The sequence below is a fragment of the Amycolatopsis sp. NPDC004772 genome (genome assembly GCF_053601215.1).
Genome location: NZ_JBSGBK010000116.1, coordinates 1 through 24,108, shown reverse-complemented (window position 1 = coordinate 24,108; position 24,108 = coordinate 1). Strand labels below are relative to the sequence as shown.

The window sequence follows — 24,108 nt, the reverse complement described above, 5'->3', positions numbered from 1 at the left end:
TTTGGTTGTGTTTTGTGTTGCCGTGGTGGGTGTCTCTGAGGGCGGGGGGGGGGGGGGCCCCCCCCCCCGCCACATTGGGTGCGTCCAGCGCAACCAACGCCACATTGGGGCGCTTGAGGCGGGTCGTCGCTAGCGTGGGCACGTGGAGACGTGGCGGGTGATCGTGACGGCGCTGCTCGCGGTGGCCGGGCTGCCGCTGGTGCTCGTCGTGATGGCGAAGGTGCGCGACCGGACGCAGAGCTCCGGCCAGGTCGCGCTCGGCGGGGTGATCACCTTCACCCTGCTGGTGGTCGTGGGCGTGCTCACCCTGACCGTGCTGCCCGGCGCCCTGAGCTGGGCACTCGTCGCGGCCGTCGCCGCTGCGGCCGGCGTCATGCTGCTGGCCAGTTGAGCGCTGAATTAGGGTGAAGAAGTGACCATTTCCCATGCCGGCTGGACCGACGAGCTTGCCCGCGCCCGGCTGCACTTCGTCACCGGCAAGGGCGGGACGGGCAAGACGACGCTCGCCGCCGCGCTCGGCCTCGCGCTCGCCCGCGAAGGCCGTCGGGTGCTGCTCATCGAGGTCGAGGGCCGGCAGGGCATCGCCCAGCTCTTCGACACCGAGCCGCTGCCGTACGCCGAGCAGCGCATCGCGTCCGTCCCGGGTGGCGGCGAGCTGCGCGCGCTGCACATCGACGTCGAGGCCGCGCTGCTCGAGTACTTCGAAATGTTCTACAACCTGGGCTTCGCCGGCCGGACGCTGCGGCGGATGGGCGCGATCGAGTTCGCCACCACCCTCGCCCCGGGCCTGCGGGACGTCCTGCTCACCGGGAAGATCAAGGAGTGCGTCGGCCGCACGGAGTCCGACGGGCGGCACACCTACGACGCCGTCGTCGTCGACTCGCCGCCGACCGGCCGGGTCGTCAAGTTCCTCGACGTCACCAAGGCCCTGACCGACCTCGCGAAGACCGGCCCGATCCGCGGCCAGGCCGAGGGCGTGGTGCGGCTGCTGCACTCCGGCGAAACCGCGGTCCACCTGGCCACGCTGCTGGAGGAGATGCCGGTCCGCGAGACCGTCGAGGCCGTGGCCGAGCTGGACGGCGCCGACCTGCGCCCGGGCGCGGTGCTGGTCAACCGGGTCCGGCCGCCGCGGCTGCCCGCCCGGTCGGTGACCGCCGCCGCCGACGGGCGCGTCGACGCCTCCCGCGTCCGCGACGGGCTCGCTGCGGCCGGGTTGAAGCTGGCGGAAGACACTTTGGACGCGCTCGTGGAAGAGACTGTCGAACACGCTGTGCGGGTGGCCGCCGAGCAGCGGGCGCGCGAGCAGCTCGCCGAGGCCGACCTGCCGACCCTGGAGCTGCCGGACCTGACCGAAGGCGTCGACGTCGCGGCCCTCTACGACCTGGCCGAAGCCCTGACCGACCAGGGGGTGCGGTTGTGACCACCATCGACATCGACGCGCTGCTCGACGACCAGGAGAGCCGCGTGATCGTCTGCTGCGGCTCCGGCGGCGTCGGCAAGACGACCACGGCCGCGGCGCTCGCCCTGCGCGCGGCCGAGCGCGGCCGCCAGACCGTGGTGCTGACGATCGACCCCGCGCGGCGGCTGGCGCAGGCGCTCGGCCTGCGCGAACTCGGCAACCACCCGAAGCAGGTGCAGGTCGAGGGGTTCGAGCCGAAGGGCGAGCTCTGGGCGATGATGCTCGACATGCGCCGCACCTTCGACGACATGGTGCGCGTGCACGCCGGCCCCGAGCGCGCCGAGCAGCTGCTCCAGAACCCCTTCTACCAGACGATTTCCACGTCGTTCTCCGGCACGCAGGAGTACATGGCGATGGAGAAGCTGGGCCAGCTCGCGGCCACCGGCGAGTGGGACCTGATCATCGTCGACACCCCGCCGAGCCGGTCGGCCCTGGACTTCCTCGACGCGCCGACCCGGCTGTCGAGCGCGCTGGACGGCCGGATGATCCGGCTGCTCACCGCTCCGGCGAAGGCCGGCGGCTGGGGGCTGCGCAAGGTCGTCAACGCCGGGTTCTCGATGTTCGCCAAGGCCGTGTCGACGATCATCGGCGGCCAGCTGCTGACCGACGCGTCGGCGTTCATGCAGGCCTTCGACAGCATGTTCGGCGGCTTCCGCGAGCGCGCCCGCAAGACGGCGGAGCTGCTGCGTTCGTCCGGGACGTCGTTCCTCGTCGTCGCCGCGCCGGAGCCGGACGCGCTGCGCGAGGCGTCCTACTTCGTGGAGCGGCTGTCGTCGGAGTCGATGCCGCTGGCCGGGCTGATCGCGAACCGGACGCACCCGGTGCTCGCGAAGCTGTCGGGCACGGAGGCACTGGCCGCGGCCGAGTCGCTGCAGAACGCCCCCTTGGCCGAGGCGGTGCTGCGGCTGCACGCCGACCGGGTCGAGCTGGCGGCCCGCGAGGAGCGGCTGCTGGCCCGGTTCACCCGGGCGCACCCGGAGGTCGCGCTGGCGAAGGTGCCGGCACTGGCCGGCGACGTCCACGACCTCGACGGCCTGCGCGCCATCGGCGTGAAGCTCGCGGGCTGAGCGGTACGGGCGGCGCGGCAGCAGGACCGCGCCACCCGCAGCCCGGCTCAGCCGACCGAGACGCGTTCCTCCGCGTCCCGCTTGGCCGCTTCGAGCAGGTCGGCCCAGCTCTCCACGTCGGGACGGCGGCGCAGCAGGGCCCGCCGTTCCCGTTCGGTCATGCCACCCCAGACGCCGAAGTTGATCCGGCCGTCGAGCGCTTCGGCGAGGCATTCCGTGCGGACCGGGCAGCCCATGCAGACGGCTTTCGCCCGGTTCTGCTCCGCACCCCGGACGAACAGGCCGTCCGGATCGGCGTCCCGGCAGGACGCGTTGATTCGCCAGCTCGACTGGTTGGTTTCCATACCCCCAGCTCCCTACCCTGGTGATCGACGCACCAGCGGGGAAAGGCACTGCGCTCCCTTGCCCCCGCGAGCGTGTCTCCCTCAGCTCACGTCGGTTACCCGGGCACCTCCCCGGTGCCGGTGCCGCCGTTCGGACCAGGCGAGCTCCCACCCGCGTTGATCCATCCGACGGCTTGTCTTCGTGAGACGTTGACGGACTGTAGGGGCCGTCGGTTCCCCCCGTCGAGACCCAGAATGCCTTCCGTTACCAGTTGTCACCGAAGGGGGGCTGTTTTGTCACTGATTTCACACCTTTGGAGACACGGCGTCACCGGCGCCTGATCCGTTCCGGGTAGCCTGGCCCTCGTGCGAAAAGCGGATGGTTTGTTCAAGCTCATCGGCCTCTGTCTGCTCGCGGGGGTGCTCGTCGCCGGCATGCTCTTCCCCGTCGTGGGGGCGGCCGGCGTCATGTCGAACCAGGCGAGCGAGACGGTGGAGAAGACTTCCTCCGACCTCGCGGACATCCCGCCGCCGCTGGTGACGACGGTCACCGACAGCACCGGCAAGCCCATCGCGACCCTCTACAGCCAGTACCGGCTGCCGATCACCGAGAACCAGATCAACGAGGCCATGAAGTGGGCCCTGGTTTCGGTCGAGGACAAGCGGTTCTACGAGCACCACGGGGTCGACTGGCAGGGCACGCTGCGCGCGGCCGTCAGCAACAGCACCGGCGCCGACACCCAGGGCGCCTCGACGCTGACCCAGCAGCTCACCAAGAACTACCTGATCAACGTCGTCTACCGGAACGACCCGATCGGCCAGAAGAAGGCCCAGGAGCAGTCGATCTCGCGCAAGCTCAAGGAAGCGCGGATCGCGATCAACCTCGAGACGAAGCTGAGCAAGCGGCAGATCCTGGCCAATTACCTCAACATCGTCGAGTTCTCCCGGCAGATCTTCGGCATCGGCGCGGCGGCGCACGCCTACTTCGACACGACGCCGGAGAAGCTCACCGTGCCGCAGGCCGCGCTGCTGGCCGGCCTGGTGAACAACCCGATCAACAACGACCCGTGGAACCACCCGGACAAGGCCACCGCGCGCCGCAACCTGGTGCTCGACCGGATGGTCGACAACAAGAAGCTGGCGAAGGCCGACGCGGACCGCTTCAAGGGCGAGCCGCTGGGCGTGGTCGCGGACGGCCCGAAGAAGCCGCCGGCCAACTGCATCGGCGCCGGCCCGGAGGCCGGGTTCTTCTGCCAGTACGTCGAGGACTACCTCCTCAAGGCCGGCGGGATGACGAAGGACCAGCTCTACTCGGGCGGCTACACGATCAAGAGCACGCTGGACGAGCGCGCCAACCACGAGGCGAAGGTCTCGGCGGAGGCGCAGGTCAAGAAGACCCAGCCGTACATCGCGAACACGTTGTCACTGATCAAACCGGGCAAGGACCGGCACGAAGTGGTGGCGCTGGCGGCGAACCGCGACTACGGGCAGAACCAGGACGCCGGGCAGACGACGTATGCGCTGCCCGCGGGGGTCTACAACACCGGTGGTGCGGGGTCGACGTACAAGATCTTCACCACGGCGGCCGCGCTGGACAAGGGCGTCGCCGGGATCTTCACCCCGGTGCAGGTGCCCGAAAACTACATCTCGCACGTGTTCACCGGTGGCGCGAAGACCTGTCCGAAGACCGGCCCGCCGGCCAACTCGAACTGGTACTGCGTCGGCAACGCCGGTGACTACAGCCGCATCGCCGAGGGCGCGACGGTCCAGACCGCGCTGGCGACGTCGCCGAACACCACGTTCGTCGAGCTCGAAGACCGGCTCGGCAGCACGGCCCCGGGCATCGACATGGCCAGGCGGCTCGGCATGCGCGACACGATGGCGAGCAACATCGGCGGCGGCACCGTCGACCCGAAGGCCGAATCGGAAGCGAAGCGGCTGAGCCAGGCCGAGTACTACGGCCCGCGCGGGGCCAACCCCGGCTTCGGCGCGTTCACCCTCGGCTTCAGCCCGCTGAGCGGCCTGGAACTCGGCAACGTGGCGGCGACGATCCTCTCCGGCGGCGTCTGGTGCCCGCCGACGCCGATCAGCGCGGTCACCGACCGCAACGGGAAACCGGTGCCGATCAAGGAAGCGCCGTGCGAGCAGGCCGTGCCCGAGCCGCTGGCGAACACGCTCGCGGTGGGCATGAGCAAGGACGACCAGCCGGGCGGCACGTCGTTCCAGGCGGCCAACGGCGTCGGCTGGAACCGCCCGATGATCGGCAAGACGGGCACCACCCAGGGCAACGTGTCGGCGACGTTCGTCGGCGGCACCCCGCAGCTGGCGGGCGCGGCGATGACGTTCAAGTTCGGCGGCGGCCAGGGCGGTATCTGCGACGCCGGCCCGGGCAACGTCCGCGTGTGCCCGACCGGCACCATCTTCGGTGGCCGGTCACCGGCCCGGACGTGGTTCGGCGCGATGAAGAACATCATGGAGGGGCAGCCGACGATGGATCTGCCCCAGCCAGATCCGAGGTACATGGGCGGCGGCGCCCGCTGACCGGCCGGAGGGCCCCGCGGACGTCGCGGGGCCCTCCGGCTTTCAGCTCTGCGGCATCTCCGACAGGATCTCCGTGTTCCACCACTGGTAGAGCTTGTCGAGGTCGTCGTTCGTGGTGACCTTCGTGGACAGCAGGATGCCCGCCACGAGGTTCTTCTTCTCCGTCCACACCAGCTGGGCCGGGTCGCCGAGGAAGCAGGTCAGGTACTCGCCCGGGACCGGGTTGGGGACCTCCGCCCGGTAGTACGTGCCCCAGATCTTGGGGTACTTCTCCGGGCGGCACGCGCCTTGGGCGTCGTTGCGGGTGAGCCCCTGGGTCTTCACGATGTTCTGGAAGAACGCGTCCATCGCCGCGGCGTCGGCGAAGCGGAGGAAGCGCGCGCCGGTCGGCTCCGCGAACCAGACGTTGCCGATCCGGACGTCGCCGACCGTCGAACCGCCGCACTCGACCGCCGCCACCGCTCCGGCGGGCGCCGCCGCGTCGGTGCACGTCCGGTAGATCGGTGGTACCGCGGCGGCCAAGCGGTCGTCGTGGGCCGGCTTCGCTTCCGAAGACTTCGGGGATTCCGAAGTGGACGATTGCCCGGTCGAGGTTTCCGTCGGCGGTGCGGGCGTTTCGCCGGTGGTCGGCGGATTCGTCGGGCCGGGGCCGCCGGTCTGGGTCGTCCGGTCCCGCGTGACGACGTACGTGATCACCAGCGCCACCACGACGATGCCCGCCAGCACCGCGCACAGCGCGATCCACCGGTTCCGCTGCGGCTTCGGGGGCTGCGCGGCCGGCGCGGCCACCCGCGGAGGCCCGGTGAACGGACCCGGGTGCGGCGCGGTCGGGAACGGCATCGGCCGTGGCGGGCTGGTGGCCGGCGCCGGGGCGGCGTGCACCGCGATGCCCGGCAACGTCTTCTGCCACGTCGGGATCGGCGGGGCCGGTGCGGTGAGGGCCGCCCGGACGGCGTCGGCGAACGCCCCCGCCGTCGGGTACCGGTCGGCCGGGTTCTTCGCCATGCCGCGCGCCACCACGGCGTCGAGGGCCGGCGGGAGGCCCGGCCGCGCCCGCGAAAGCACCGGCGGCGGCGCGGTCAGGTGCGCGCCCATCTGCGCGGCCGCGCCCTCCGCCGGGAACGGGCGGTGGCCGGTGAGGCACTCGAAGAACACGCACGCCAGCGCGTAGACGTCGACGAGACCGGTGATCGGCGCCTCGCCGAAGCGTTCCGGCGCCATGTAGTCGAGGGTGCCGATCACGTTGCCGGTGCCGGTGATCGACGTCCCCTCGGCGGTCATCGACCGGGCGATGCCGAAGTCCACCAGGTACACGAAGTCCGCGCTCGTCACGAGCACGTTCGACGGCTTGACGTCGCGGTGCACCAGGCCGTCCACGTGGGCGGCGTCGAGCGCCCCCGCGACCTGCGTCACGATCCCGGCGGCCCGCGCGGGGTCGAGCGGGCCGCCGGCCAGCACTTCCTTCAGGTCACGGCCTTCGACGAGCCGCATGTCGAGGTACAGGCGGCCGTCGATCTCGCCGTACGCGTGGATCGGGATCACGTGCGGCTCCCGCAGCCGCGCGACGATCTGCGACTCGCGCCGGAACCGCGCGCGGAAGGCTTCGTCGGTGACGAAGGGCTCGGACAACAGCTTCAGCGCGACGACGCGGTCGTGCGCGGTGTCGTACGCGCGGTGCACCTCGCCCATGCCACCGCGGCCGAGCAGGCCCTCGATCCGGTACGGCCCGAACTGCTCCATCGTTCTCCCCAAGCCCCCCGGCTTGAACACCCTTCTCCGGGCCGACGCAAATGCTAAGCGGCAGGTTCCCCGTAACGGCGGCGAAGTCATCCAACTGTTGAGCACGTATCCTGGGGATTGTGAGCACGCTCAGTAACACACGCACGTCGGGGGCGACGGTGGCGCGCCTCGCCGCGGGGACGGTGGCGCTCGGCGCCGCGACCCTCGGTTACGCCGTCGGGATCGAACGGCGCCGCTGGACCCTCCGCACCGCCGAACTGCCGGTGCTGGCGCCCGGCTCGCGGCCGTTCACCATCCTGCACGTTTCGGACCTGCACATGCTGCCCGGTCACCACAGCAAGCAGCGCTGGGTCGCCGCGCTCGACGAGCTGAACCCGGACCTGGTCGTCAACACCGGCGACAACCTGTCGCACCGGACGGCCGTCCCGGCGGTGCTGCGCGCGCTGGGCCCGCTGCTCGACCGGCCCGGCGTGTTCGTCTTCGGCAGCAACGACTACTACGCGCCCAAGCCGAAGAACCCGGCCCGCTACCTGATGCCGCAGGGCAAGAAGAAGCGCATCCACGGCGTCCAGCTGCCGTGGCGCGACCTGCGCGCGGCGTTCGTCGAGCACGGCTGGACCGACCTGACGCACGTCCGCCGCACGATCGACGTCGGCGGCCGGCGGGTGTTCGCGGCCGGCGTCGACGACCCGCACCTGCGCCGCGACCGCTACGCCGACATCGCGGGCCCGGCCGACAGCGGCGCGGCCGTCCGCCTCGGCGTGACGCATTCGCCGGAGCCGCGGGTGCTCGACACGTTCGCTACGGACGGTTACGACCTCGTCCTGGCCGGCCACACCCACGGCGGCCAGCTCCGTCTGCCGGGTTACGGCGCGATCGTCACCAACTGTGACCTGGATCGCAGCCGCGCCCGCGGCGCCTCCCGCTGGGGGGCGCACATGTGGTTGCACGTCTCGGCCGGTCTGGGGACATCGCCGTGGGCGCCGGCCCGGTTCGCGTGCCCGCCGGAGGCGAGCCTGTTGACGCTGGTCCCGCGCGGGTCAGGGTCGTCCGAGCCCCATAAGTCGGCCCCCCGCAAAGCCCGCGACAGCGTCCGCTAGACTTCTCCACGACCCGTTAAGCAGTACCTCGGGGTGTGGCGCAGCTTGGTAGCGTGCCTCGTTCGGGTCGAGGAGGTCGTGGGTTCAAATCCCGCCACCCCGACGAGTAAGAGCCGGTGTCTTCGGACACCGGCTCTTCTGGTTTCAGCGGGTGGCCGTCACCTCGACCCAGCACTGGCTGAAATCCCCGTCACCACCCCGGGTCCACATCCACGCCGAACGGGCCGCGCTCGCCAGCTGGTCGCGGTCGCGGGCGTACGCCGGGTCTGCGATCGCCGCGTCCAGCCGCGACTCCACGTACTTCGCCAGGTCGCGGTAGCTCATGTCCTCGCGGTACTTCGCCCGCGAAGCCACCTCCGTGAACCCCGCCCGGACGCACTCCTCCGCGATGTGGCGGCCGGCGAACGGGTCGCCGCCTGCGCGCCGGCGCAGGAGGTAGTGGCCTCTCAGCGCCGCGTCGACGTTCGCCGTCTTCGGCCGCAGGCGTGCTTTGCTCCAGTCCGATGTGGACAACGCCAGCCTGCCGCCGGGGCGCAGCACCCGGCGCAACTCCGCCAACGCTTCCGCCGGAGCGGAAAGGTGCTCGAACAGCGCGTGCGAGAACGCCACGTCCACGCTGCCGGACGCGAACGGCAGGTCGTACGCCGAGCCGACGATGAAGTCCACTGTGGACCTTCCGGCCCGGCGGGCCGCCTCGCGGGCGAGCGCCACCTGGCCCGCGTCGCGGTCGACGCCGGTCACCCGGGACTCCGCGGCCAGGCCCAGGGTGATCGAGCCGGGGCCGCAGCCCAGGTCGACCACCCACATGCCCGGCCGGAACAGGGGCTGGGCGAACGTCGCGCGCTCCGCCGCCGTGCGCGCCGCCATCATCGACACCGCGTCTCGCCCGTAGCCCGGCGCGTAACCCTCCAGCACCTCGCACACAGTACGGCCAGAAGGTGGCAGGATCGAGGGGTGAGCACGCAGTCAGCCAACCAATTTCCGCCCGCGGTGGTCCCGGAGCGGCTGTTCGAAGACGCCGAAGCCGAAGCCCGCTGGCGCGCCCGCTTCCACGCCCCGCGCATCTCCGTGCCCGAGTGGGCCCGCGACGCCCCCGACGCCAACGTCTACGTCTCCAACGCCAGCGGCGTCTGGGAGGTCTACGCCTGGAACCGCGCGACGGACGAGCACCGCCGCGTCACCGACCGGCCCAACGGCACCCTGCACGCGACGCCGTCCCCGGACGGCGAGTGGATCTGGTGGTTCGACGACACCGATGGCGACGAGTTCGGCTCCTGGGTCCGCGAGCCGTTCACCGCGACCGAGGGCAGCAAGCCGGAGAAGGCCGTCCCGGACGTCCACGACGGCTACCCGGCCGGCCTCGAGATCGGCACCCGGCTCGTCGCGGTCGGCGTCTCGACCGACGACGGCAGCGAGCTGTTCGCCCGGATCGACGGCGAGACGCGCCGGTTCTACAGCCACCCGGACGACGCCGGCATCGCCTCCCTTTCCCGCGACGAGAGCCTGATCGCGATCTCGCACTCCGAGCACGGCGACTCGCGCCACCCCGCGCTGCGGGTACTCGCGACCGACGGGTTCGAGGCCGTCGCGGAGAAGTGGGACGGCGAAGGCAAGGGCCTCTCCGCGCTCGAATTCTCGCCGTTGCCCGGCGACCAGCGGCTGCTGGTGCTGCACGAGCGCCGCGGTCGCGAGGAGCTGCTCGTCTGGGACGTCCGGGCCGGCACCGAGACCGAGATCGAGCTGGACCTGCCCGGCGAAGTCGTCGCGGGCTGGTACCCGGACGCGCGCGCCCTGCTCGTCGTCCACTTCCACGAGGGCCGCAGTTCGTTGTACCGCTACGACCTCGACACGGCCGATTTGTCCTCAGTGGACACTCCGGCCGGCCGGATCGGCGGCGCGGGCGTCCGCCCGGACGGCACGGTCGAGTACTCGTGGTCCAGCGCCGCCGAGCCGACCGCGGTCCGGTCCCGGACCACCGACGGCACCGATTCGATCCTCCTGGAGCCGCCGGGTGCGCGGGCGCCGGGCTCGGAGCCGGTGACCGACGCGTTCGTCGACGGCATCGGCGGGCGGATCCACGCGCTCGTCTCCCGGCCGTCGGGTCCGCCGGACGGGCCGCTGCCCACGGTGTTCTCCCTGCACGGTGGCCCGCACGCGGCGGACGAGGACCGCTTCTCCGCCTACCGCGCAACCTGGCTCGACGCCGGGTTCGCCGTGGTCGAGGTCAACTACCGCGGCTCGACCGGCTACGGCTCGGCCTGGCGCGACGCCATCGAGGGCCGTCCCGGGCTGACCGAGCTGGAGGACGTCGCCGCGGTGCACGACTGGGCCGTCCAAACCGGACTCAGCGACCCGGCGAAGTGCGTCGTGAACGGCGCTTCGTGGGGCGGCTACCTGTCCCTGCTCGCGCTCGGCACGCAGCCGACGCGGTGGGCGGCGGGCGTCGCCGGGGTGCCGGTGGCGGACTACGTCGCCGCGTACGAGGACGAGATGGAGCAGCTGCGCTCGTTCGACCGCGCGCTCTTCGGCGGTTCGCCGGAGGACGTGCCCGCGGTGTACCGGGAGTGCTCGCCGATCACGTACGTCGACGCCGTGACGGCGCCGGTGCTCGTGCTGGCCGGCGACAACGACCCGCGCTGCCCGATCCGCCAGATCGAGAACTACCTCCACCGCCTCGGCGGCCGCGAGCTGCACCACGAGTTCTACCGCTACGACGCAGGCCACGGCTCGCTGGTGATCGCGGAGACGATCAAGCAGACCGCGATCGAGGTCCACTTCGCGCTGCGGGCCCTCGGCCTGCGCTGACGCACCCGCCGGGAGGCCGGTCCGGTCTCCCGGCGGGGTCAGCGGTCCGAGTACAGGACGCCGCCGGAAGCCCAGTGGTCGGCGCCGATCTCGACCAGCGTGACCTGGACGCCCTCGGGCTTGCCGCCGCAGGTGCGGACGAAGGCGTCGGTCAGCTCGCGGACCAAGGCGCTCTTCTGCGCCGGCGTGCGACCGGGGAACATGGCAACGCTGATCATCGGCATGAGGGGCAGCCTAGAGCCCCCGGTTCACCGTCTGAAGCTTGGTGACGGCGGCCGCGTCACCCTCGAACTCCAGGTGAACGGCGTCACGGCCGAAGACGAACAGCAGCAGATCGACCGGTTCGCCGACAACGGTCACCGGATCGGGCCCGGTCTTGACGGCGGCCTCGCGGCCGTCCTTCGTGTGCAGCGTCACGCCGACGGGTGACTTGCGGAGGTTCAGCTTGGCGGCCTGCTTCGCCGACTTCCAGGCGGCGGCGTCCCGGGTGGGGTCCGCGGGCCGCGGCGCCCAGCCGTCCTGCGCGCGCCGGACGTCCTCGTGGTGGACGAGGAACTCGGCGGTGTTGGTGAGCTCGTCGAGCGGGCCGATCGCGGTCGGCCAGAACTTCGACGGCCCCTGCCGCACCTGCTCGACCAGGTTCGCCCACGGCTTGGCGGCGTAGCGATCCTGGACTTTCTGCGTGTACCCGGCCAGAGCGGGCACGACGATCCCGGGAGCGGCGTCCGCCCGGTGCTCCCGCACGACGAGGTGTGCGGCGAGGTCCCGCGTGGTCCAGCCGTCGCACAAGGTCGGCGCATCCGGCCCGAGTTCGTCGAAGAGGGCGCTCAACGCCCGGCGTTCGTCAGCAGCGACACCCATGTGGTCGACGTTACCCGCCGGTAGACGCCGTGGCGACGGGAAGAGACGCCTGGCACGTGTCGTTACTCCTGAGGTGAGCCGACTCTTCAGCCCGATCACCGTCCGGGGACTGACCCTGCCCAACCGCGCCTGGGTGTCGCCGATGTGCCAGTATTCCGCTACCGACGGCCTACCCGGCGACTGGCACCTCGTGCACCTCGGCCAGTTCGCCGCCGGCGGCGCGGGGCTGGTCCTCACCGAGGCGACCGCGGTGACCCCCGAAGGCCGGATCAGCCCGCAGGACACCGGGATCTGGACCGGCGCGCAGGCCGAGGCGTGGCGCCGGATCGTGGGCTTCGTCCACGGCCAGGACACCGCCATCGGCATCCAGCTCGCCCACGCCGGCCGCAAGGGCTCGACCCGGCGGCCGTGGGAAGGCCAGGGCAGCGTCCCGTCCGAAGAGGGCGGCTGGCAGAGCGTCGGAGCGGACGCACAGCCCTTCGGCGGTTACGCTCCCGCGCGGCCGCTGAGCACCGACGAGGTCGCCGCGTTGCCGGACGCCTTCGCCGCGGCGGCCCGCCGTGCCGTCGACGCCGGCTTCGACCTCATCGAGCTGCACTTCGCGCACGGCTACCTGGTGCACCAGTTCCTTTCGCCGCTGTCCAACACCCGCACCGACCGCTACGGCGGCGACTTCGACGGCCGCACCCGGCTCGCGCTGGAGATCGCGGACGCGGTGCGCGCGACCACGGACGTCCCGCTGTTCGCCCGCCTTTCGGCGACGGACTGGACCGAGGGCGGCTGGACCGTCGACGACTCGGTCCGCCTCGCGAAGCTGCTCGCCGAACGCGGCATCGACTTCATCGACGCGTCCTCCGGCGGCAACACCCCGCACCCGGACATCCCCGTCGGCCCGGGCTACCAGGTGCCGTTCGCCGAGCGCATCCGCACCGACGCCGGACTGCCGACCGGCGCGGTCGGCATGATCACCGACCCGCACCAGGCGGAGGCCGTGATCGCCGGCGAACAGGCCGACGCGGTGTTCCTCGCCCGAGCCCTGCTGCGCGACCCGCACTGGCCGCTGCGCGCGGCGAACACCCTCGGCGCGGACGTGCGGTGGCCGGCGCAGTACGCCCGCGCCAAGTCCTGGCACTGACCGTCCATCACCGCCGTGGCCACGAAGGCTAGGCCACTCAGGTGATCCACGGTCTTTTTGTCGAGCGGAGGGCCTCGCGTCTGGTGCCGCCATCCGGCGGAGCCGTCACAATCCACTGATGCGCACCTGGTGGATGAAACTGCGAGCCGCTCGCCAAACCTCGTGGTGGCTCTGGTTTGTCCTTGCCGTGGTACTCGTGGTTTTCGGTGAGGTATTTCGTCGCCAGCACCTGAATGACCAGCAGGTCGCACGACTGATCCAGGTTGCCGGCTTGGTGCTCGCCCTGGTGACAGCACTCATCAAGGTCGTCGCCTGGACGAAGGCACGTTTGCGCGGCACCCCGACGGAAGGGAGTGCCGTCGAGTTACTCAGATCCGAAATCTTCCGCAGGGAAGAGTCCAGCCGCTACCACTTGCTTGCCGACACCACCTCGGCGAACCTTGCATACTCCGACGGCAATACGGGAACCCCGGACCGATTGCCACTCATTCGCCGACTGATGAACGGATTCGTCCGCTACCGGGTCGGTCAGGACGGAAGGCGGGGAGACCTGGCCGACATCGGCGAGTTCTTCGCCGGCCTCCCCACCGGACGGTTGATCATCCTGGGAGACCCCGGGTCCGGAAAAACCATGATGTGCATCGAACTCGCGCTGCAGTTGCTGAAATCGGGCACGCCGGACGCACCATTACCAATCCGGTTGAGCCTCGCCAGCTGGGACGTCCAGCAGGAACTGGAGACCTGGCTGGCCGATCGGCTGGTTGTCGACTACGGCATCCGAGCCGCGAGCGCCAAGGAAATCGTGACCGCACGACCTCGTAGGTTGTTGCCCATCCTCGACGGACTCGATGAGATGGATCGAGCCGACACTGCAGAACCCAGCCGAGCCTTCCGGGCCCTTCGAGTACTCAACGAATACATTGACGGGCAGCTCCGAGGATGCGTGGTGGTAACATGTCGATCCGAGCGTTTCGCGCAACTGGAGAGCAGCGGAGCAACGCTTCGTGATTCGACCAAGGTCCAGATACTTCCCCTGCAGCACGCGCAGATAGTTGACTACATCGGGAACAGGTTCGAGGCTGACGCACACCAACGTCGTCGATGGCTCGACACTGTCGACGCACACGCAGAGGTTCTGGACGAAGTGCTCTCCACTCCTTGGCGCCTCCACTTGGCCACCACCCTGTTCGACTCCGCAAGGGACCCCGACGAGATGTTCGCCCTTGAAAACGGGTCGCGGGCCACCCGGGCGGCCCAGATCAAAGACTTCTTACTTGATTCCTACGTTGCCGCAGCCGTCTTGAAAACGAGCAAGGACAAGCCGGTGAGATACCCACCGGAAAAGGTCGAGCTCTGGCTCGGGAAACTTGCCGAACACCTGACCTGGCAGGAAACGACCGCTTCCAAAGAGCCCGGGGCGCCTGCCGGACTTTCCGGCATCGACCTCATACCACACCTTCTCTGGCCCATTGCGGGAAGAAAGTTGGTTCGATACACCCACATCATCGCCAGTTTATCTATATTTTACACTGTCGCCCTCGGAATTTTCGGAACCAAGCTGTCCGATACTTTTCAGCAGTTCACTTTGGGACTTGACGTCACGACCCCCTGGGTGAAGATCGCGATCATCATCGGACTCCACGCCGCGGTATTCTTCGCTTTTCCTGCCCTGATATTCAGCGGAGCCTGGAAACACTGGCCGACACCGTGGGTGCGCAACCGTGTCCGAGTACCACCCAAAGACCGGCTTCGCATCAGCGTCAAGGACGGCAGCAAAACAGCCCTCCGCGCAACTGGTGGCGGTATGATATTCGGAGCCGCCCTACTCGGAGTCGTTACCGCCAAAAGGGAATTTAAATGGCCCCGAAACCCTACTGGATAGCATTATTGTTGCTGTCGGATTCACCGTTTTTACTGGAGCATGCCTTGGCGTTGCCTTAGGCTTGGTGTCCGCATTGATAAACGGACTGTCGGCACGTATCACCGAGTGGAACCACGGAGTAGAGATCGCGAATCCAAACTCGGCTTTGAGATTCGAACTAATCTTTTTCACTTTACTTGTCCCCCTAGCCGGCTCCTTGATCCTGGTCGTCTTGGACTGGATAGCCGACGTTCGCCAACCCAACCTGGTGAACATCTTCTATGATTTCTTGGGAATATCGTCGCTGATCACTATTTCGCTCATCCCCACTGCGGTCAGGTACGCCACAGGAATCCTGTTTGCCGCGACGAAGGGACTGCTTCCGCTGCGGCTCTCCCGGTTCCTGTCGTGGGCGATCGAGGCAGGGCTGCTCCGGAGGTCCGGGGTGAGCTACCAGTTCCGACACCTCGAACTCCAGCAGCACCTGACGAAGACCCGGGCAGCCCGACAGCAACCCCAGCTGCCCGAGTCCTCACTGAACTAGTGGTGGAACGCGGTCGCCTTCGCTGGGTCCTTCGGGCGGCCGCCCAGCTCCTCCAGCTCCGGCAACACCCGCTTCAAATCCGCCAGCAGCAAGTCCGCCAGGTCGTGCGTGAAGCCGTTGCGGACCACGATTCGCAGCACCGCCAGGTCCGTCCGGTTCTCCGGGAACGTGTACGCCGGCACGAGCCAGCCCCGCTCGCGCAGCCGGCGGGACACGTCGAAGACGTCGAAGCCCGCCTCCGGGGTGGTCGTGAACGCGAACACCGGCAGCTGGTCTCCCCGCGTCAGCAGCTCGAAGGGCCCAAGGGACGCGATCCCGGATGACAGGTGCGTGGCGACGTCGCGGGAAGCCTGCTGCACCGCTCGGAAACCGTCGCGGCCCAGGCGGACGAACGTGTAGTACTGGGCCGCGACCTCGGCGCCCGGGCGGGAGAAGTTCAGCGCGAACGTCGGCATGTCGCCGCCGAGGTAGTTCACGTTGAACACCAGCTCGGACGGCAGCGCCGCCTTGTCGCGCCAGAGCACCCAGCCGACGCCCGGGTACACCAGGCCGTACTTGTGGCCCGAGGTGTTGATCGACGCCACGCGCGGCAGGCGGAAGTCCCACTCCAGGTCCGGGTCCAGGAACGGGGCGATCATCGCGCCCGAAGCGCCGTCCACGTGCACCGGGATGTCCCAGCCCGTGCGCTCGGACAGCGCGTCCAGCGCCGCCGCGATCTGCGCGACCGGCTCGTAGCTGCCGTCGAACGTCGAGCCGAGGATCGCGACCACGCCGATCGTGTTCTCGTCGCAGCGGGCCACCGCCTCGTCGGCCGTCAGGTGGTACCGGTCGCCCTCCATCGGGACCAGCCGGGGCTCGACTTCCCAGTACTCGCAGAACTTTTCCCAGCAGACCTGGACGTTCGCCCCCATCACCAGGTTCGGCTTCCCGCTGCGGCCGAGGCGGGCCCAGCGCCGCTTCAGCGCCATCCCGGCGAGCATGCAGGCCTCCGACGAACCGGTCGTCGAGCAGCCCATGACGTCCGCGGGATCCGGCGCGTGCCACAGGTCGGCGAGGATGTTCACGCAGCGCCTCTCGAGCTCGGCCGTCTGCGGGTACTCGTCCTTGTCGACCATGTTCTTGTCGACGCACTCGGCCATCAGCTCGCGCGCCTGCGGCTCCATCCACGTCGTGACGAACGTGGCGAGGTTGAGCCGCGCGTTGCCGTCCAGCATCAGCTCGTCGCGCACCAGCTGCAGCGCGGTGTCCGGCGGCAGCGGGTCCTCGCGCAGCTTGTCGTGCGGCATGACGAAATCCGCCGCCAGTGCCGGGTTCGCCCCGGCGTAGAACGGATTCGTCCCGCTCGCGCGGTCCGGGCGATCGGCGTTCCCCTGATGCAAGACCATGCCACCGAACGTACTGGCCCGCACCGACGAAAAAGGGCCGCTCCGTCCGGAACGGCCCTTTCGTGGCGGAAAATCAGGCCTGCTGGGCCTGCCACATCCAGTGCGCCTCTTCCAGCGCCCGGGTGATCTCGATCAGCAGGTCCTGCGTGACGAGGTCGCTCTTGTCGGTCTCGTCGATGCGCTGGCGCAGCCGCTCGATCAGCGCCGCGAGGATGTCGACGATCGCGGAGACCGTGGACTCGACCGACTGCCAGTTGTCCGGGTACTCGGGCACGCCCGAGCTCTCGACGACGGTCTTCGCCTTGCCGTTCGGCGAGATGCCGATGGCGTTGGCGCGCTCGGCGACCTCGTCGACGTACTGGCGCGCGGTGTTCACCAGCTCGTCGAGCTGCAGGTGCGCACTGCGGAAGTTCGACCCGACGACGTTCCAGTGCGCCTGCTTGGCGATGAGGGACAGGTCGACCAGGTCGACCAGCGTCGCCTGCAGGGCGTTGCCGGTGATCTCCTTGTCGGCCTCGGAAAGCGGGCTCTTGATCGGAGACTTGCTCATCTCTGGTTATCCCTTCCTCGGACTCGTACGGGCGTCAGGTGGTCAGACGGTGGCGGAGAGGGCGACCTCGATGTTGCCGCGGGTCGCGTTCGAGTACGGGCACACCTGGTGCGCCTGCTCGACCAGCTGGTCGGCCTGGGCCTGGTCGAGACCCGGCAGCGAGACGTTCAGCGCGACGCCGAGGCCGAACCCGACCTCCTGCTTGAGCACGCTGACCTCCGCGGTCACGGTCGAGCCGGTCAGCGGCACCTTGGCCTGGCGCGCGACCAGCTGCAGGGCGCTGTGGAAGCAGGCCGAGTAGCCGGCGGCGAAGAGCTGCTCGGGGTTGGTCTTGTCCCCGCCCGGGCCACCCATCTCCTTCGGGATGGCGAGCGACTCGTCGATGACGCCGTCGGACGACGTCACTTCGCCGTTGCGGCCGTCGCCGCGCGCCGTTGCCACCGCGGTGTAGATCGCCTGACCCATGCTCAGCCTGCCTTCTGTCGCGGACGCTCCTCAGCGAGCGTCTCACTGGGCACAACATCCCGCATCCGCGGAACGGTGCCCCCACATGGCAGGCATCACGTCGTTTTATTACCCGGCGGCCACCGGGCGAAACGTCATGCGGCGCGCGTCACGGCGAACTCCGCGACCTGCCGCCCGATCAGGCGAAGGGTGCGGACGCTCTTCTCGTCCGACGCGCCGCCGGCCTCGTCGAACTTGGTCTCGGCCGAGTTGATCGAGCCACCCAGCGGGGTGGCCCAGCCGCGCAGGGCGTGCGTGATCGTGCGGAGCTGCTCGAGCGTGGTCACCGCGGCCTGCCAGCCGTAGGCGACGGCGGCGAGGCCGACCGCACGGCCGTCGAGGTAGGGGCGGCGGTCCTCGCGCAGGTCCTCGACGTAGTCCAGGGCGTTCTTGACCAGGCCGGACAGCGCGCCGTGGTAGCCGGGCGAGACGACGATGAGGCCGTCGGCCTCGCGGATGGCTTCCACCAGCCGGGTGGCACGCTCGTCGCGTTCGGGGACGCCGGCGTCGTAGAACGGCAGCACGAGTTCCGGGCCGGTGAGCAGCCGGGTCCGGACGCCCACCTCCGCCGCGCCGTCGAGCGCGATCTGCAGCGCATGTTCGGACTGCGAGCCCTCGCGCAGAGAGCCGCCGATCCCGAGCACGTTGATCGTCCTGGCTGAAGTCACGTTTTCCAGGCTAACCCCTCCAGTTAACTGGAGGACCAGACTCTGGGACCGAGGTGCTGGTCACAACTGGACCGGTTACCTACTGGCAAGTAACGTCACCTCCAGCCCCGACGCTGATGGAGGAACCATGGCGATCCCGCTCCCGGTCCGCGCCCAGGCGGCCGCGTCCCAGCTCGCGTTCTGGCTGCCCGCGCCGGTGCGGCGGGCGGTCGCGGGCCGGCCCGTCCGCATCGACGGCCAGGAGCTCGCGCTCGACGCCCGGCTCCTCCTCCGGCTCCAGAAGATCGCCCGGGCCGAGCTGGTGCGCGGGTCGGTCGAGCAGTCGCGGGCCCTGCTCGACGCGGGCCGGCACCTGGTCAGCGGGAAGCCGATCGAGCCGGTCTCGGTGCGCGAGGTCGCCGTGCCGACGCCTGACGGCGACTTACCGGCGACGTTGTACACGCCGGTCGGGCTGCCCGAAGGGTCACCGCTGCTGGTGTTCTTCCACGGCGGCGGCTGGGTGATCGGCACCCGCTCCAGCCACGACAACGCCGTCCGCTTCCTGGCCAAGCACGCCGGGGTCCGGGTGCTGTCGATCGAGTACCGCCTGGCCCCGGAGTTCCCGTTCCCGGCGGCGACGGAGGACGCGCTGGCGGCGTTCGAGTACGCGGTGGCGAAGGCGAGTGACCTGGGCGCAGACCCGGCCCGCATCGCGGTGGGCGGCGACAGCGCGGGCGGCAACCTCGCGGCGGTGACGGCCCAGCAGGCGCTGCGCCGCGGCGGCCCGGTCCCGGCGTTCCAGCTGCTGATCTACCCGGCGACGGACTTCGCACAGCGGTACCGCTCGCAGGACTTGTTCGCCGAGGACCTGTTCCTGACCGACGTGCACATGAAGTGGTTCGAAGGGCATTACGTGCCGTCGGGCACGGATCTGACGGACCCGCGGTTGTCGCCGCTGCGCGCGGAGGATCTGAGCGGGCTGCCGCCGGCCCTGGTGGTGACGGCGGGGTTCGATCCGCTGCGCGACGAGGGCGAGGCGTACGCGGAGAAGCTGCGCGAGGCCGGGGTCGAGGTGGCGTTGCGGCGGCACGAGGACCTGATCCACGGGTTCATCAACTTCACCGGGGTGGGCACGCGGTTCCGGGAGGCACTCGCGGAGACGGCCGGCGCACTGCGGCAGGGACTGTCCAAAGTGCACTGACGCGGCCGCCGGAGGCGGGGTTTCGCGTGGGCGGGCAACCGCGCCGGGCAACCGCAGCGAGCGAGCCGCGGTGAAACGACCCGGAGCCCGGCGCGGAGGAATGTCCGCGGCCGGGCTCCGGGCCCCCCTGTTTCCTGCGGTGGCTACGAGCCCGGGACCGGCAGCGGTGGCAACGGCAGCGGCGGCACCGGCAGGCCGCCGAGCAGTCCGCCCAAGATCCCGGTGACGGCCGCCAGCAGGGCCTTGACCAGGTCGCTGACGATCTTCAGCGGCCCCGGCAGGTCCGGCAGCGAGGGGATCGGCAGCGGCAACGGCGGGAGCTGGCGCGCCTTCGCCGTCGGGTCGGCCAGGAGCCTGGTGGACTCGTCGGCGCGGCCCTTGGCGAGGCCCGCGAGCTGCCCCGTCTCGGTCTGGACCGTGTAGCGCTTTCCGGCCGCGATGTCCGCGAGGACCGGGCTCAGCTGGCCCAGGTCCGCCCGCGTGGCGCCGACGTCGCCCGCGTAGGCCACCTTGGTGAGGTCGTCACGCATCTGGAGCACCTGCGCGGCGAGGGCCTGGGTGCTGGAGGAACCCTTGCCCCCTTCCGGGCTCGCCGACGCGATCCCCGCCGTCGCCACCGCCAGCAGACTGCCGGCGGCTACCAGGGCGATGGATCGCCCGAACTTGGCTTTCATTCCTTACCTCCTGGCCTCGGGAGACCTGACGGGTTAAATCGATACCCCCCGTGTCGGAGATAAGCCACCCGATCACCGGTTCGGGAGGTTTAACACCCTTACGTGCCGGATCTGAATGGTGCGAACTGGCCCGCATTGGATTAACCGCGAAACCTTGCTTTTCCCCCTGAAGATCACCATGACCGATTCCGAGGATCACCGCTGGTAGCATCCGTCCACTATGGAACGTTTGGGTAACCCACACGAGTGTAAACAGTGATCATTTAGCCTCATCACTCCGTCGGACCGCGTGTCTCGACTGCTCCAGATGGGGCGTCCCCCACGCTCGCATCGCCACCCACACGGTTTCCCCCGAGGTGGGCGCGGAAATGCGAAATCAATTCCGGAATTCAGAGCGGCAGGCCGGCGTCCAGGTGGGCGACGGCCCGATCGATGACCACGAGCGTGTCGGCCTCCGGGTCCGCCGCGGCGCCGAGGAACGCGGCCAGCACCACACCGACCACCGCGCCGGCCCAGTTGCGGACCTCGAAGTCGTCCACGGCCCGGCCGGTGCGCCGCGCGGCCAGCCCGGCCAGCAGGTCGATGCCCTCGGCGAACTTGTCCATCACCGCGCTGCGCAGCTCCGGCTCGCGGAACACGAGCCGCTGCCGCTGGCGTTCCCGCTCCCACTCGCCGGCCGGCAGCTGCTCGCGGATGAAGCTCACCGTCGCCCGCAGCGCACCGATCGGGCTCAGCTCCGGCGCCTGCGCGACCGCGGCCTCGATGAGCACCGGGTCGAACGGGTCGTAGAGCACCGTCGCCTCCTTCGTCGGGAAGTACCGGAAGAAGGTGCTGGGCGAGATCTCCGCCGCGGCCGCGATCTGGTCCACCGTCGTGGCGCTGTACCCCTGCTCCTCGAACAGCCGCAACGCGTGCCGTTGGATCGCGGCACGCGTCTTGGCCTTCTTCCGCTCGCGCAGTCCTGCAGGCTCACCCGGCGACGACGTCATGCTCCGATTCTCGCGGCTGCACCCCGGTCGCCGTCCGCCCGGGCAGGAACACCAGCGCGAGCAGCGCCCCGGCGAGCGTGAGGCCGGCGCACACCCACAGCGTGGCGGCCATTCCGTCGGTGAACGCGGCGCGAGCCGACGCGGCCAGGCCGGGCCGGTGCAGCTGCTCCGCCACGGCGACCGCGCCGGAGGCACTGCCGCGCACCGCGTCGGCGACCGGCGCCGGCAGGCCCGTGACGTCGACGCCGTCGCGGTAACCCCCGTTGAGCACCGTGCCCAGCACCGCGACCCCGATGGTGCCGCCGACCTGGCGCAACGCCTGGATCAGCGCCGAACCGGCGCCCGAGCGGCCTTCGGTGAGCGCGCCCATCGCCATCGTCATCAGCGGCGGCAGCGTGGCGCCGGTGCCCAGCCCGATGACGACCTCCCAGGCCGCGGTGGTGCCGTAGCCACCCGACGGCGACGTCGTCGAACCCCAGGCCAGCCCGCCCGCGAGCAGCACGAACCCGCCCGCGACGACCGCGCGCACGCCCAGGACGGCGACCAGCCGTTCGGCGATCTTCGCCGCCACCAGCATCCCGCCGATCAGCGGCAGCAGCCGGACGCCGGTCTGCAGCGCGTCGGCCTCCTGCACGGCCTGGAACAGCTGCGGCAGCACGAACAACAGGCCCATCAGCGCGAAGGACGCCATCGTGGCCAGCACCGCGCCCCAGACGAACCGCGGCTCTCGGAACAACGCGAGGTCGGTGAGCGGCGCGGCCACCCGCGTCTGCGCCCGGCAGAAGACCGCCAGCAGCGCGGCGCCCAGCGCGATCAGGCCGTACGTCACCGGGCTCGCCCAGCCGTGCTCGCCGGCGTGGACGAAACCGTACGTGAGCGCGATCAGCCCGGCCGTCGAGAGCGCGATGCCGGTGAAGTCGATCCGGCCGCCGCCGTCGCCCGGCGTGAGCGGCACGAGGAACAGCACCGCGGCGACGCCGACCGCGGTCAGCGGGACGTTGATGAGGAACACCGAGCCCCACGCGAAGTGGTCGAGCAGCCAGCCGCCGAGCAGCGGCCCGAGCGGGATGCCGGCGAACGTCGCCAGCACCCACGCCGTCAGCGCCTTCGCCCGCTCCTCCGGCGGGAACAGGATGTTCAGCAGCGAGAGCGAGAGCGGGATGAGGAACGCGGCGCCGACGCCGAGCCCGACGCGGGCGGCGATCAGCTCACCCGGCGACCCCGCGTAGGCGCATCCCAGCGAGGCCAGCCCGAACACGGCGAGCGCGCCGAGCAGCAGTTTCTTCGGCCCGAATCGGTCGCCGAGCAGGCCGGCGGGCAGCAGCAGCGCGGCCAGCGCCAGCGTGTAGGCGTTGCCGAACCACTGGAGCTGCGTGGTCGTGGCGCCGAGGTCGACGGCCAGCGTGGGCACGGCCACGTTCAGCACGGTCAGGTCGAGCCCGATGGTCAGCAGGCTCACCGCGAGCGCGCCGAGCGCCCACCACCTGCGGGGATGTACTTGAGTCATAGCGACCCCCAATTGATAGTTACTACCAAGTGAGAGTAGCTTTCATAATTTTCCGGCGCCAGGGGGTCCGGCGGCGGAAATAAGTTGCACGCGCGTACCACCTTGGGTTCTCATCGAGGACGTGCCTCTGCAGCCGTACCGCCGGGTGCTCTCCGTCCCCCGCGTCCCCTCGACGATGGCCCTGATGTTCCTGGCGCGCCTCCCGATGACCATGAACGGCGTGCTGATGACGCTGTACATCGTCACCGGGCTCGGCCGCGGCTACGGCGCCGCCGGGCTGGTCGGCGGCTGCGTCACCCTGGGGATGGCCCTCGGCGCGCCGCTGCTCGGCCGCTGCTTCGACCGGTACGGGCTGCGTCCGGTCGTCGCCGTGTGCGGGATCGGCACGACGGTGTTCTGGGTCGCCGCGCCGCACCTGCCGTTCGAGGCGCTCGCCGTGGTCGCGGTCGTGGCCGGGATGCTTTCGGTGCCCGCCGGGTCACTGGCCCGGCAGGTCCTGGCCACGCTCGTGCCGCTCGAGGAGCGCCGCGCGGCCTACTCGCTGGACACGATCTCGATCGAAGCGACGTTCATGATCGGCCCGGCGGCCGGCATCGCGGCCATCACGACGTTCTCCCCGACCTGGACGCTGACCGCGCTCGGCGTGCTGTTCGGCGGCACGGCGTTCCTGATCTGGCTGGTCAACCCGCCGATCCGCGAGGGCGCGGGCCAGGCGGAGGAGCTCGGCCCGCGGCCGCCGCTGCGGAGCTGGCTCACGGGCCGGCTCGTGGGGACGCTGCTGATCGCGGGCGGCGCACTGTTCGTGCTGGTCGGCACCGAATTGGCGACGCTGGCGGCCTTGCGCGCGAACGGCGAACTCGGCGTCACCGGGCTGGTCATCGCGGTGATGTGCGTGGCGTCGATCATCGGCGGCATCGTGCACGGCGTCGTGAAGCGGTCGCTTTCGCAGGGCGCGCTGATGCTGCTGCTCGCGCTGCTGGTGGTGCCGGTCGGTCTGGCGGACCACCCGTGGTGGCTGCTGATGCTGGCGCTGATCCCGACGAACCTGCTGTGCGCGCCGACGCTGGCGGCCACGACCGAGACGGTCTCCCGCCTCGCCGCGGACCTGGGCCGGGGCGAGCCCCGTTGCGTGGCCGGCGCGGCGGCGACGATGCCCCAGCTGGCGAGGTGCCGCAGCAGCTCCCGGTACCGATCGGGCGGCTGCAGCCACCCGTG

At 70.3% G+C, this 24,108-nt stretch carries 23 protein-coding genes and 1 tRNA gene; 12 read left to right on the top strand and 12 right to left on the bottom strand.

Annotated elements, in window-relative coordinates:
* The first annotated feature begins 142 nt into the window (after window positions 1–142).
* From ACWEF6_RS39240 to ACWEF6_RS39230, 3 genes are read left to right on the top strand one after another with little or no spacing between them, the layout of a single operon-like run.
* Window positions 143–391, top strand: a complete 249-nt coding sequence (locus ACWEF6_RS39240; protein ID WP_449687585.1) for a hypothetical protein — start codon at window positions 143–145, stop codon at window positions 389–391.
* 21 nt (window positions 392–412) lie between these two features.
* Complete coding sequence (locus ACWEF6_RS39235; protein ID WP_449687584.1) at window positions 413–1,420, top strand: ArsA-related P-loop ATPase; 1,008 nt, start codon at window positions 413–415, stop codon at window positions 1,418–1,420.
* On the top strand, window positions 1,417–2,526 hold the full coding sequence (locus ACWEF6_RS39230) for an ArsA family ATPase (RefSeq protein ID WP_449687583.1): 1,110 nt from the start codon (window positions 1,417–1,419) through the stop codon (window positions 2,524–2,526). The genes ACWEF6_RS39235 and ACWEF6_RS39230 overlap by 4 nt, the downstream gene beginning before the upstream one ends.
* A gap of 47 nt (window positions 2,527–2,573) precedes the next feature.
* Here the strand turns inward: ACWEF6_RS39230 and ACWEF6_RS39225 are convergent, their stop codons facing one another.
* On the bottom strand, window positions 2,574–2,870 hold the full coding sequence (locus ACWEF6_RS39225; RefSeq protein WP_310969217.1) for a WhiB family transcriptional regulator: 297 nt from the start codon (window positions 2,868–2,870) through the stop codon (window positions 2,574–2,576).
* Window positions 2,871–3,215: 345 nt separating this feature from the next.
* Between ACWEF6_RS39225 and ACWEF6_RS39220 the strand changes: the two genes are divergently transcribed.
* A complete protein-coding gene (locus ACWEF6_RS39220) occupies window positions 3,216–5,390 on the top strand; it encodes a transglycosylase domain-containing protein (protein WP_449687582.1) in 2,175 nt (724 codons plus the stop codon).
* 42 nt (window positions 5,391–5,432) lie between these two features.
* On the opposite strand, the gene ACWEF6_RS39215 is transcribed toward ACWEF6_RS39220, so the two are convergent.
* Window positions 5,433–7,130 (bottom strand): serine/threonine-protein kinase, encoded by a 1,698-nt coding sequence (locus ACWEF6_RS39215; protein ID WP_449687581.1) that lies wholly within the window; start codon window positions 7,128–7,130, stop codon window positions 5,433–5,435.
* Between the two features lie 158 nt (window positions 7,131–7,288).
* On the opposite strand from ACWEF6_RS39215, the gene ACWEF6_RS39210 reads away from it, so the two are divergent.
* On the top strand, window positions 7,289–8,230 hold the full coding sequence (locus tag ACWEF6_RS39210) for a metallophosphoesterase (RefSeq protein WP_449687588.1): 942 nt from the start codon (window positions 7,289–7,291) through the stop codon (window positions 8,228–8,230).
* A 29-nt stretch (window positions 8,231–8,259) separates the two neighbouring features.
* Window positions 8,260–8,333: transfer RNA gene (locus ACWEF6_RS39205), tRNA-Pro, on the top strand.
* Between the two features lie 41 nt (window positions 8,334–8,374).
* Here the strand turns inward: ACWEF6_RS39205 and ACWEF6_RS39200 are convergent.
* Complete coding sequence (locus ACWEF6_RS39200; RefSeq protein WP_449687580.1) at window positions 8,375–9,145, bottom strand: class I SAM-dependent methyltransferase; 771 nt, start codon at window positions 9,143–9,145, stop codon at window positions 8,375–8,377.
* A 39-nt stretch (window positions 9,146–9,184) separates the two neighbouring features.
* On the opposite strand from ACWEF6_RS39200, the gene ACWEF6_RS39195 reads away from it, so the two are divergent.
* The gene (locus ACWEF6_RS39195) at window positions 9,185–11,035 is read left to right on the top strand and encodes a prolyl oligopeptidase family serine peptidase (RefSeq protein WP_449687579.1); all 1,851 of its coding nucleotides are present in this window, start codon (window positions 9,185–9,187) and stop codon (window positions 11,033–11,035) included.
* Window positions 11,036–11,073: 38 nt separating this feature from the next.
* On the opposite strand, the gene ACWEF6_RS39190 is transcribed toward ACWEF6_RS39195, so the two are convergent.
* Window positions 11,074–11,259, bottom strand: a complete 186-nt coding sequence (locus ACWEF6_RS39190; protein WP_191312711.1) for a tautomerase family protein — start codon at window positions 11,257–11,259, stop codon at window positions 11,074–11,076.
* Window positions 11,260–11,269: 10 nt separating this feature from the next.
* Window positions 11,270–11,896 (bottom strand): TIGR03085 family metal-binding protein, encoded by a 627-nt coding sequence (locus ACWEF6_RS39185; RefSeq protein ID WP_449687578.1) that lies wholly within the window; start codon window positions 11,894–11,896, stop codon window positions 11,270–11,272.
* 73 nt (window positions 11,897–11,969) lie between these two features.
* On the opposite strand from ACWEF6_RS39185, the gene ACWEF6_RS39180 reads away from it, so the two are divergent.
* The 3 genes from ACWEF6_RS39180 (at window position 11,970) to ACWEF6_RS39170 (ending at window position 15,436) form a co-directional block, all read left to right on the top strand.
* Window positions 11,970–13,031 carry an NADH:flavin oxidoreductase/NADH oxidase gene (locus ACWEF6_RS39180; RefSeq protein ID WP_449687577.1) on the top strand — a complete coding sequence of 354 codons (1,062 nt, stop codon included), beginning with the start codon at window positions 11,970–11,972 and terminating at the stop codon, window positions 13,029–13,031.
* 118 nt (window positions 13,032–13,149) lie between these two features.
* The gene (locus ACWEF6_RS39175) at window positions 13,150–14,913 is read left to right on the top strand and encodes an NACHT domain-containing protein (protein ID WP_449687576.1); all 1,764 of its coding nucleotides are present in this window, start codon (window positions 13,150–13,152) and stop codon (window positions 14,911–14,913) included.
* Window positions 14,914–14,986: 73 nt separating this feature from the next.
* A complete protein-coding gene (locus ACWEF6_RS39170; RefSeq protein ID WP_449687575.1) occupies window positions 14,987–15,436 on the top strand; it encodes a hypothetical protein in 450 nt (149 codons plus the stop codon).
* On the opposite strand, the gene ACWEF6_RS39165 is transcribed toward ACWEF6_RS39170, so the two are convergent.
* From ACWEF6_RS39165 to ACWEF6_RS39150, 4 genes are all read right to left on the bottom strand, one after another.
* Window positions 15,433–16,821 (bottom strand): glutamate decarboxylase, encoded by a 1,389-nt coding sequence (locus ACWEF6_RS39165; protein WP_449687574.1) that lies wholly within the window; start codon window positions 16,819–16,821, stop codon window positions 15,433–15,435. The genes ACWEF6_RS39170 and ACWEF6_RS39165 overlap by 4 nt on opposite strands.
* Before the next feature lie 73 nt (window positions 16,822–16,894).
* On the bottom strand, window positions 16,895–17,371 hold the full coding sequence (locus tag ACWEF6_RS39160; RefSeq protein ID WP_449687573.1) for a Dps family protein: 477 nt from the start codon (window positions 17,369–17,371) through the stop codon (window positions 16,895–16,897).
* Between the two features lie 42 nt (window positions 17,372–17,413).
* Window positions 17,414–17,836, bottom strand: a complete 423-nt coding sequence (locus ACWEF6_RS39155; protein WP_310969230.1) for an organic hydroperoxide resistance protein — start codon at window positions 17,834–17,836, stop codon at window positions 17,414–17,416.
* Window positions 17,837–17,970: 134 nt separating this feature from the next.
* A complete protein-coding gene (locus ACWEF6_RS39150; protein WP_449687587.1) occupies window positions 17,971–18,519 on the bottom strand; it encodes an NADPH-dependent FMN reductase in 549 nt (182 codons plus the stop codon).
* A gap of 151 nt (window positions 18,520–18,670) precedes the next feature.
* Here ACWEF6_RS39150 and ACWEF6_RS39145 point away from each other — a divergent pair, with 151 nt between their 5' ends.
* Window positions 18,671–19,723 carry an alpha/beta hydrolase gene (locus ACWEF6_RS39145; protein WP_449687572.1) on the top strand — a complete coding sequence of 351 codons (1,053 nt, stop codon included), beginning with the start codon at window positions 18,671–18,673 and terminating at the stop codon, window positions 19,721–19,723.
* A gap of 143 nt (window positions 19,724–19,866) precedes the next feature.
* On the opposite strand, the gene ACWEF6_RS39140 is transcribed toward ACWEF6_RS39145, so the two are convergent.
* The 3 genes from ACWEF6_RS39140 to ACWEF6_RS39130 form a co-directional block, all read right to left on the bottom strand.
* Window positions 19,867–20,397 (bottom strand): hypothetical protein, encoded by a 531-nt coding sequence (locus ACWEF6_RS39140; RefSeq protein ID WP_449687571.1) that lies wholly within the window; start codon window positions 20,395–20,397, stop codon window positions 19,867–19,869.
* A 389-nt stretch (window positions 20,398–20,786) separates the two neighbouring features.
* On the bottom strand, window positions 20,787–21,386 hold the full coding sequence (locus ACWEF6_RS39135) for an acyl-CoA-like ligand-binding transcription factor (RefSeq protein ID WP_449687570.1): 600 nt from the start codon (window positions 21,384–21,386) through the stop codon (window positions 20,787–20,789).
* Complete coding sequence (locus tag ACWEF6_RS39130; protein ID WP_449687569.1) at window positions 21,367–22,893, bottom strand: MFS transporter; 1,527 nt, start codon at window positions 22,891–22,893, stop codon at window positions 21,367–21,369. Before ACWEF6_RS39130 ends, ACWEF6_RS39135 begins: the two co-directional genes overlap by 20 nt.
* Before the next feature lie 184 nt (window positions 22,894–23,077).
* On the opposite strand from ACWEF6_RS39130, the gene ACWEF6_RS39125 reads away from it, so the two are divergent.
* On the top strand, window positions 23,078–24,108 hold a 1,031-nt coding region (locus ACWEF6_RS39125), incomplete at its 3' end, for an MFS transporter (RefSeq protein ID WP_449687586.1).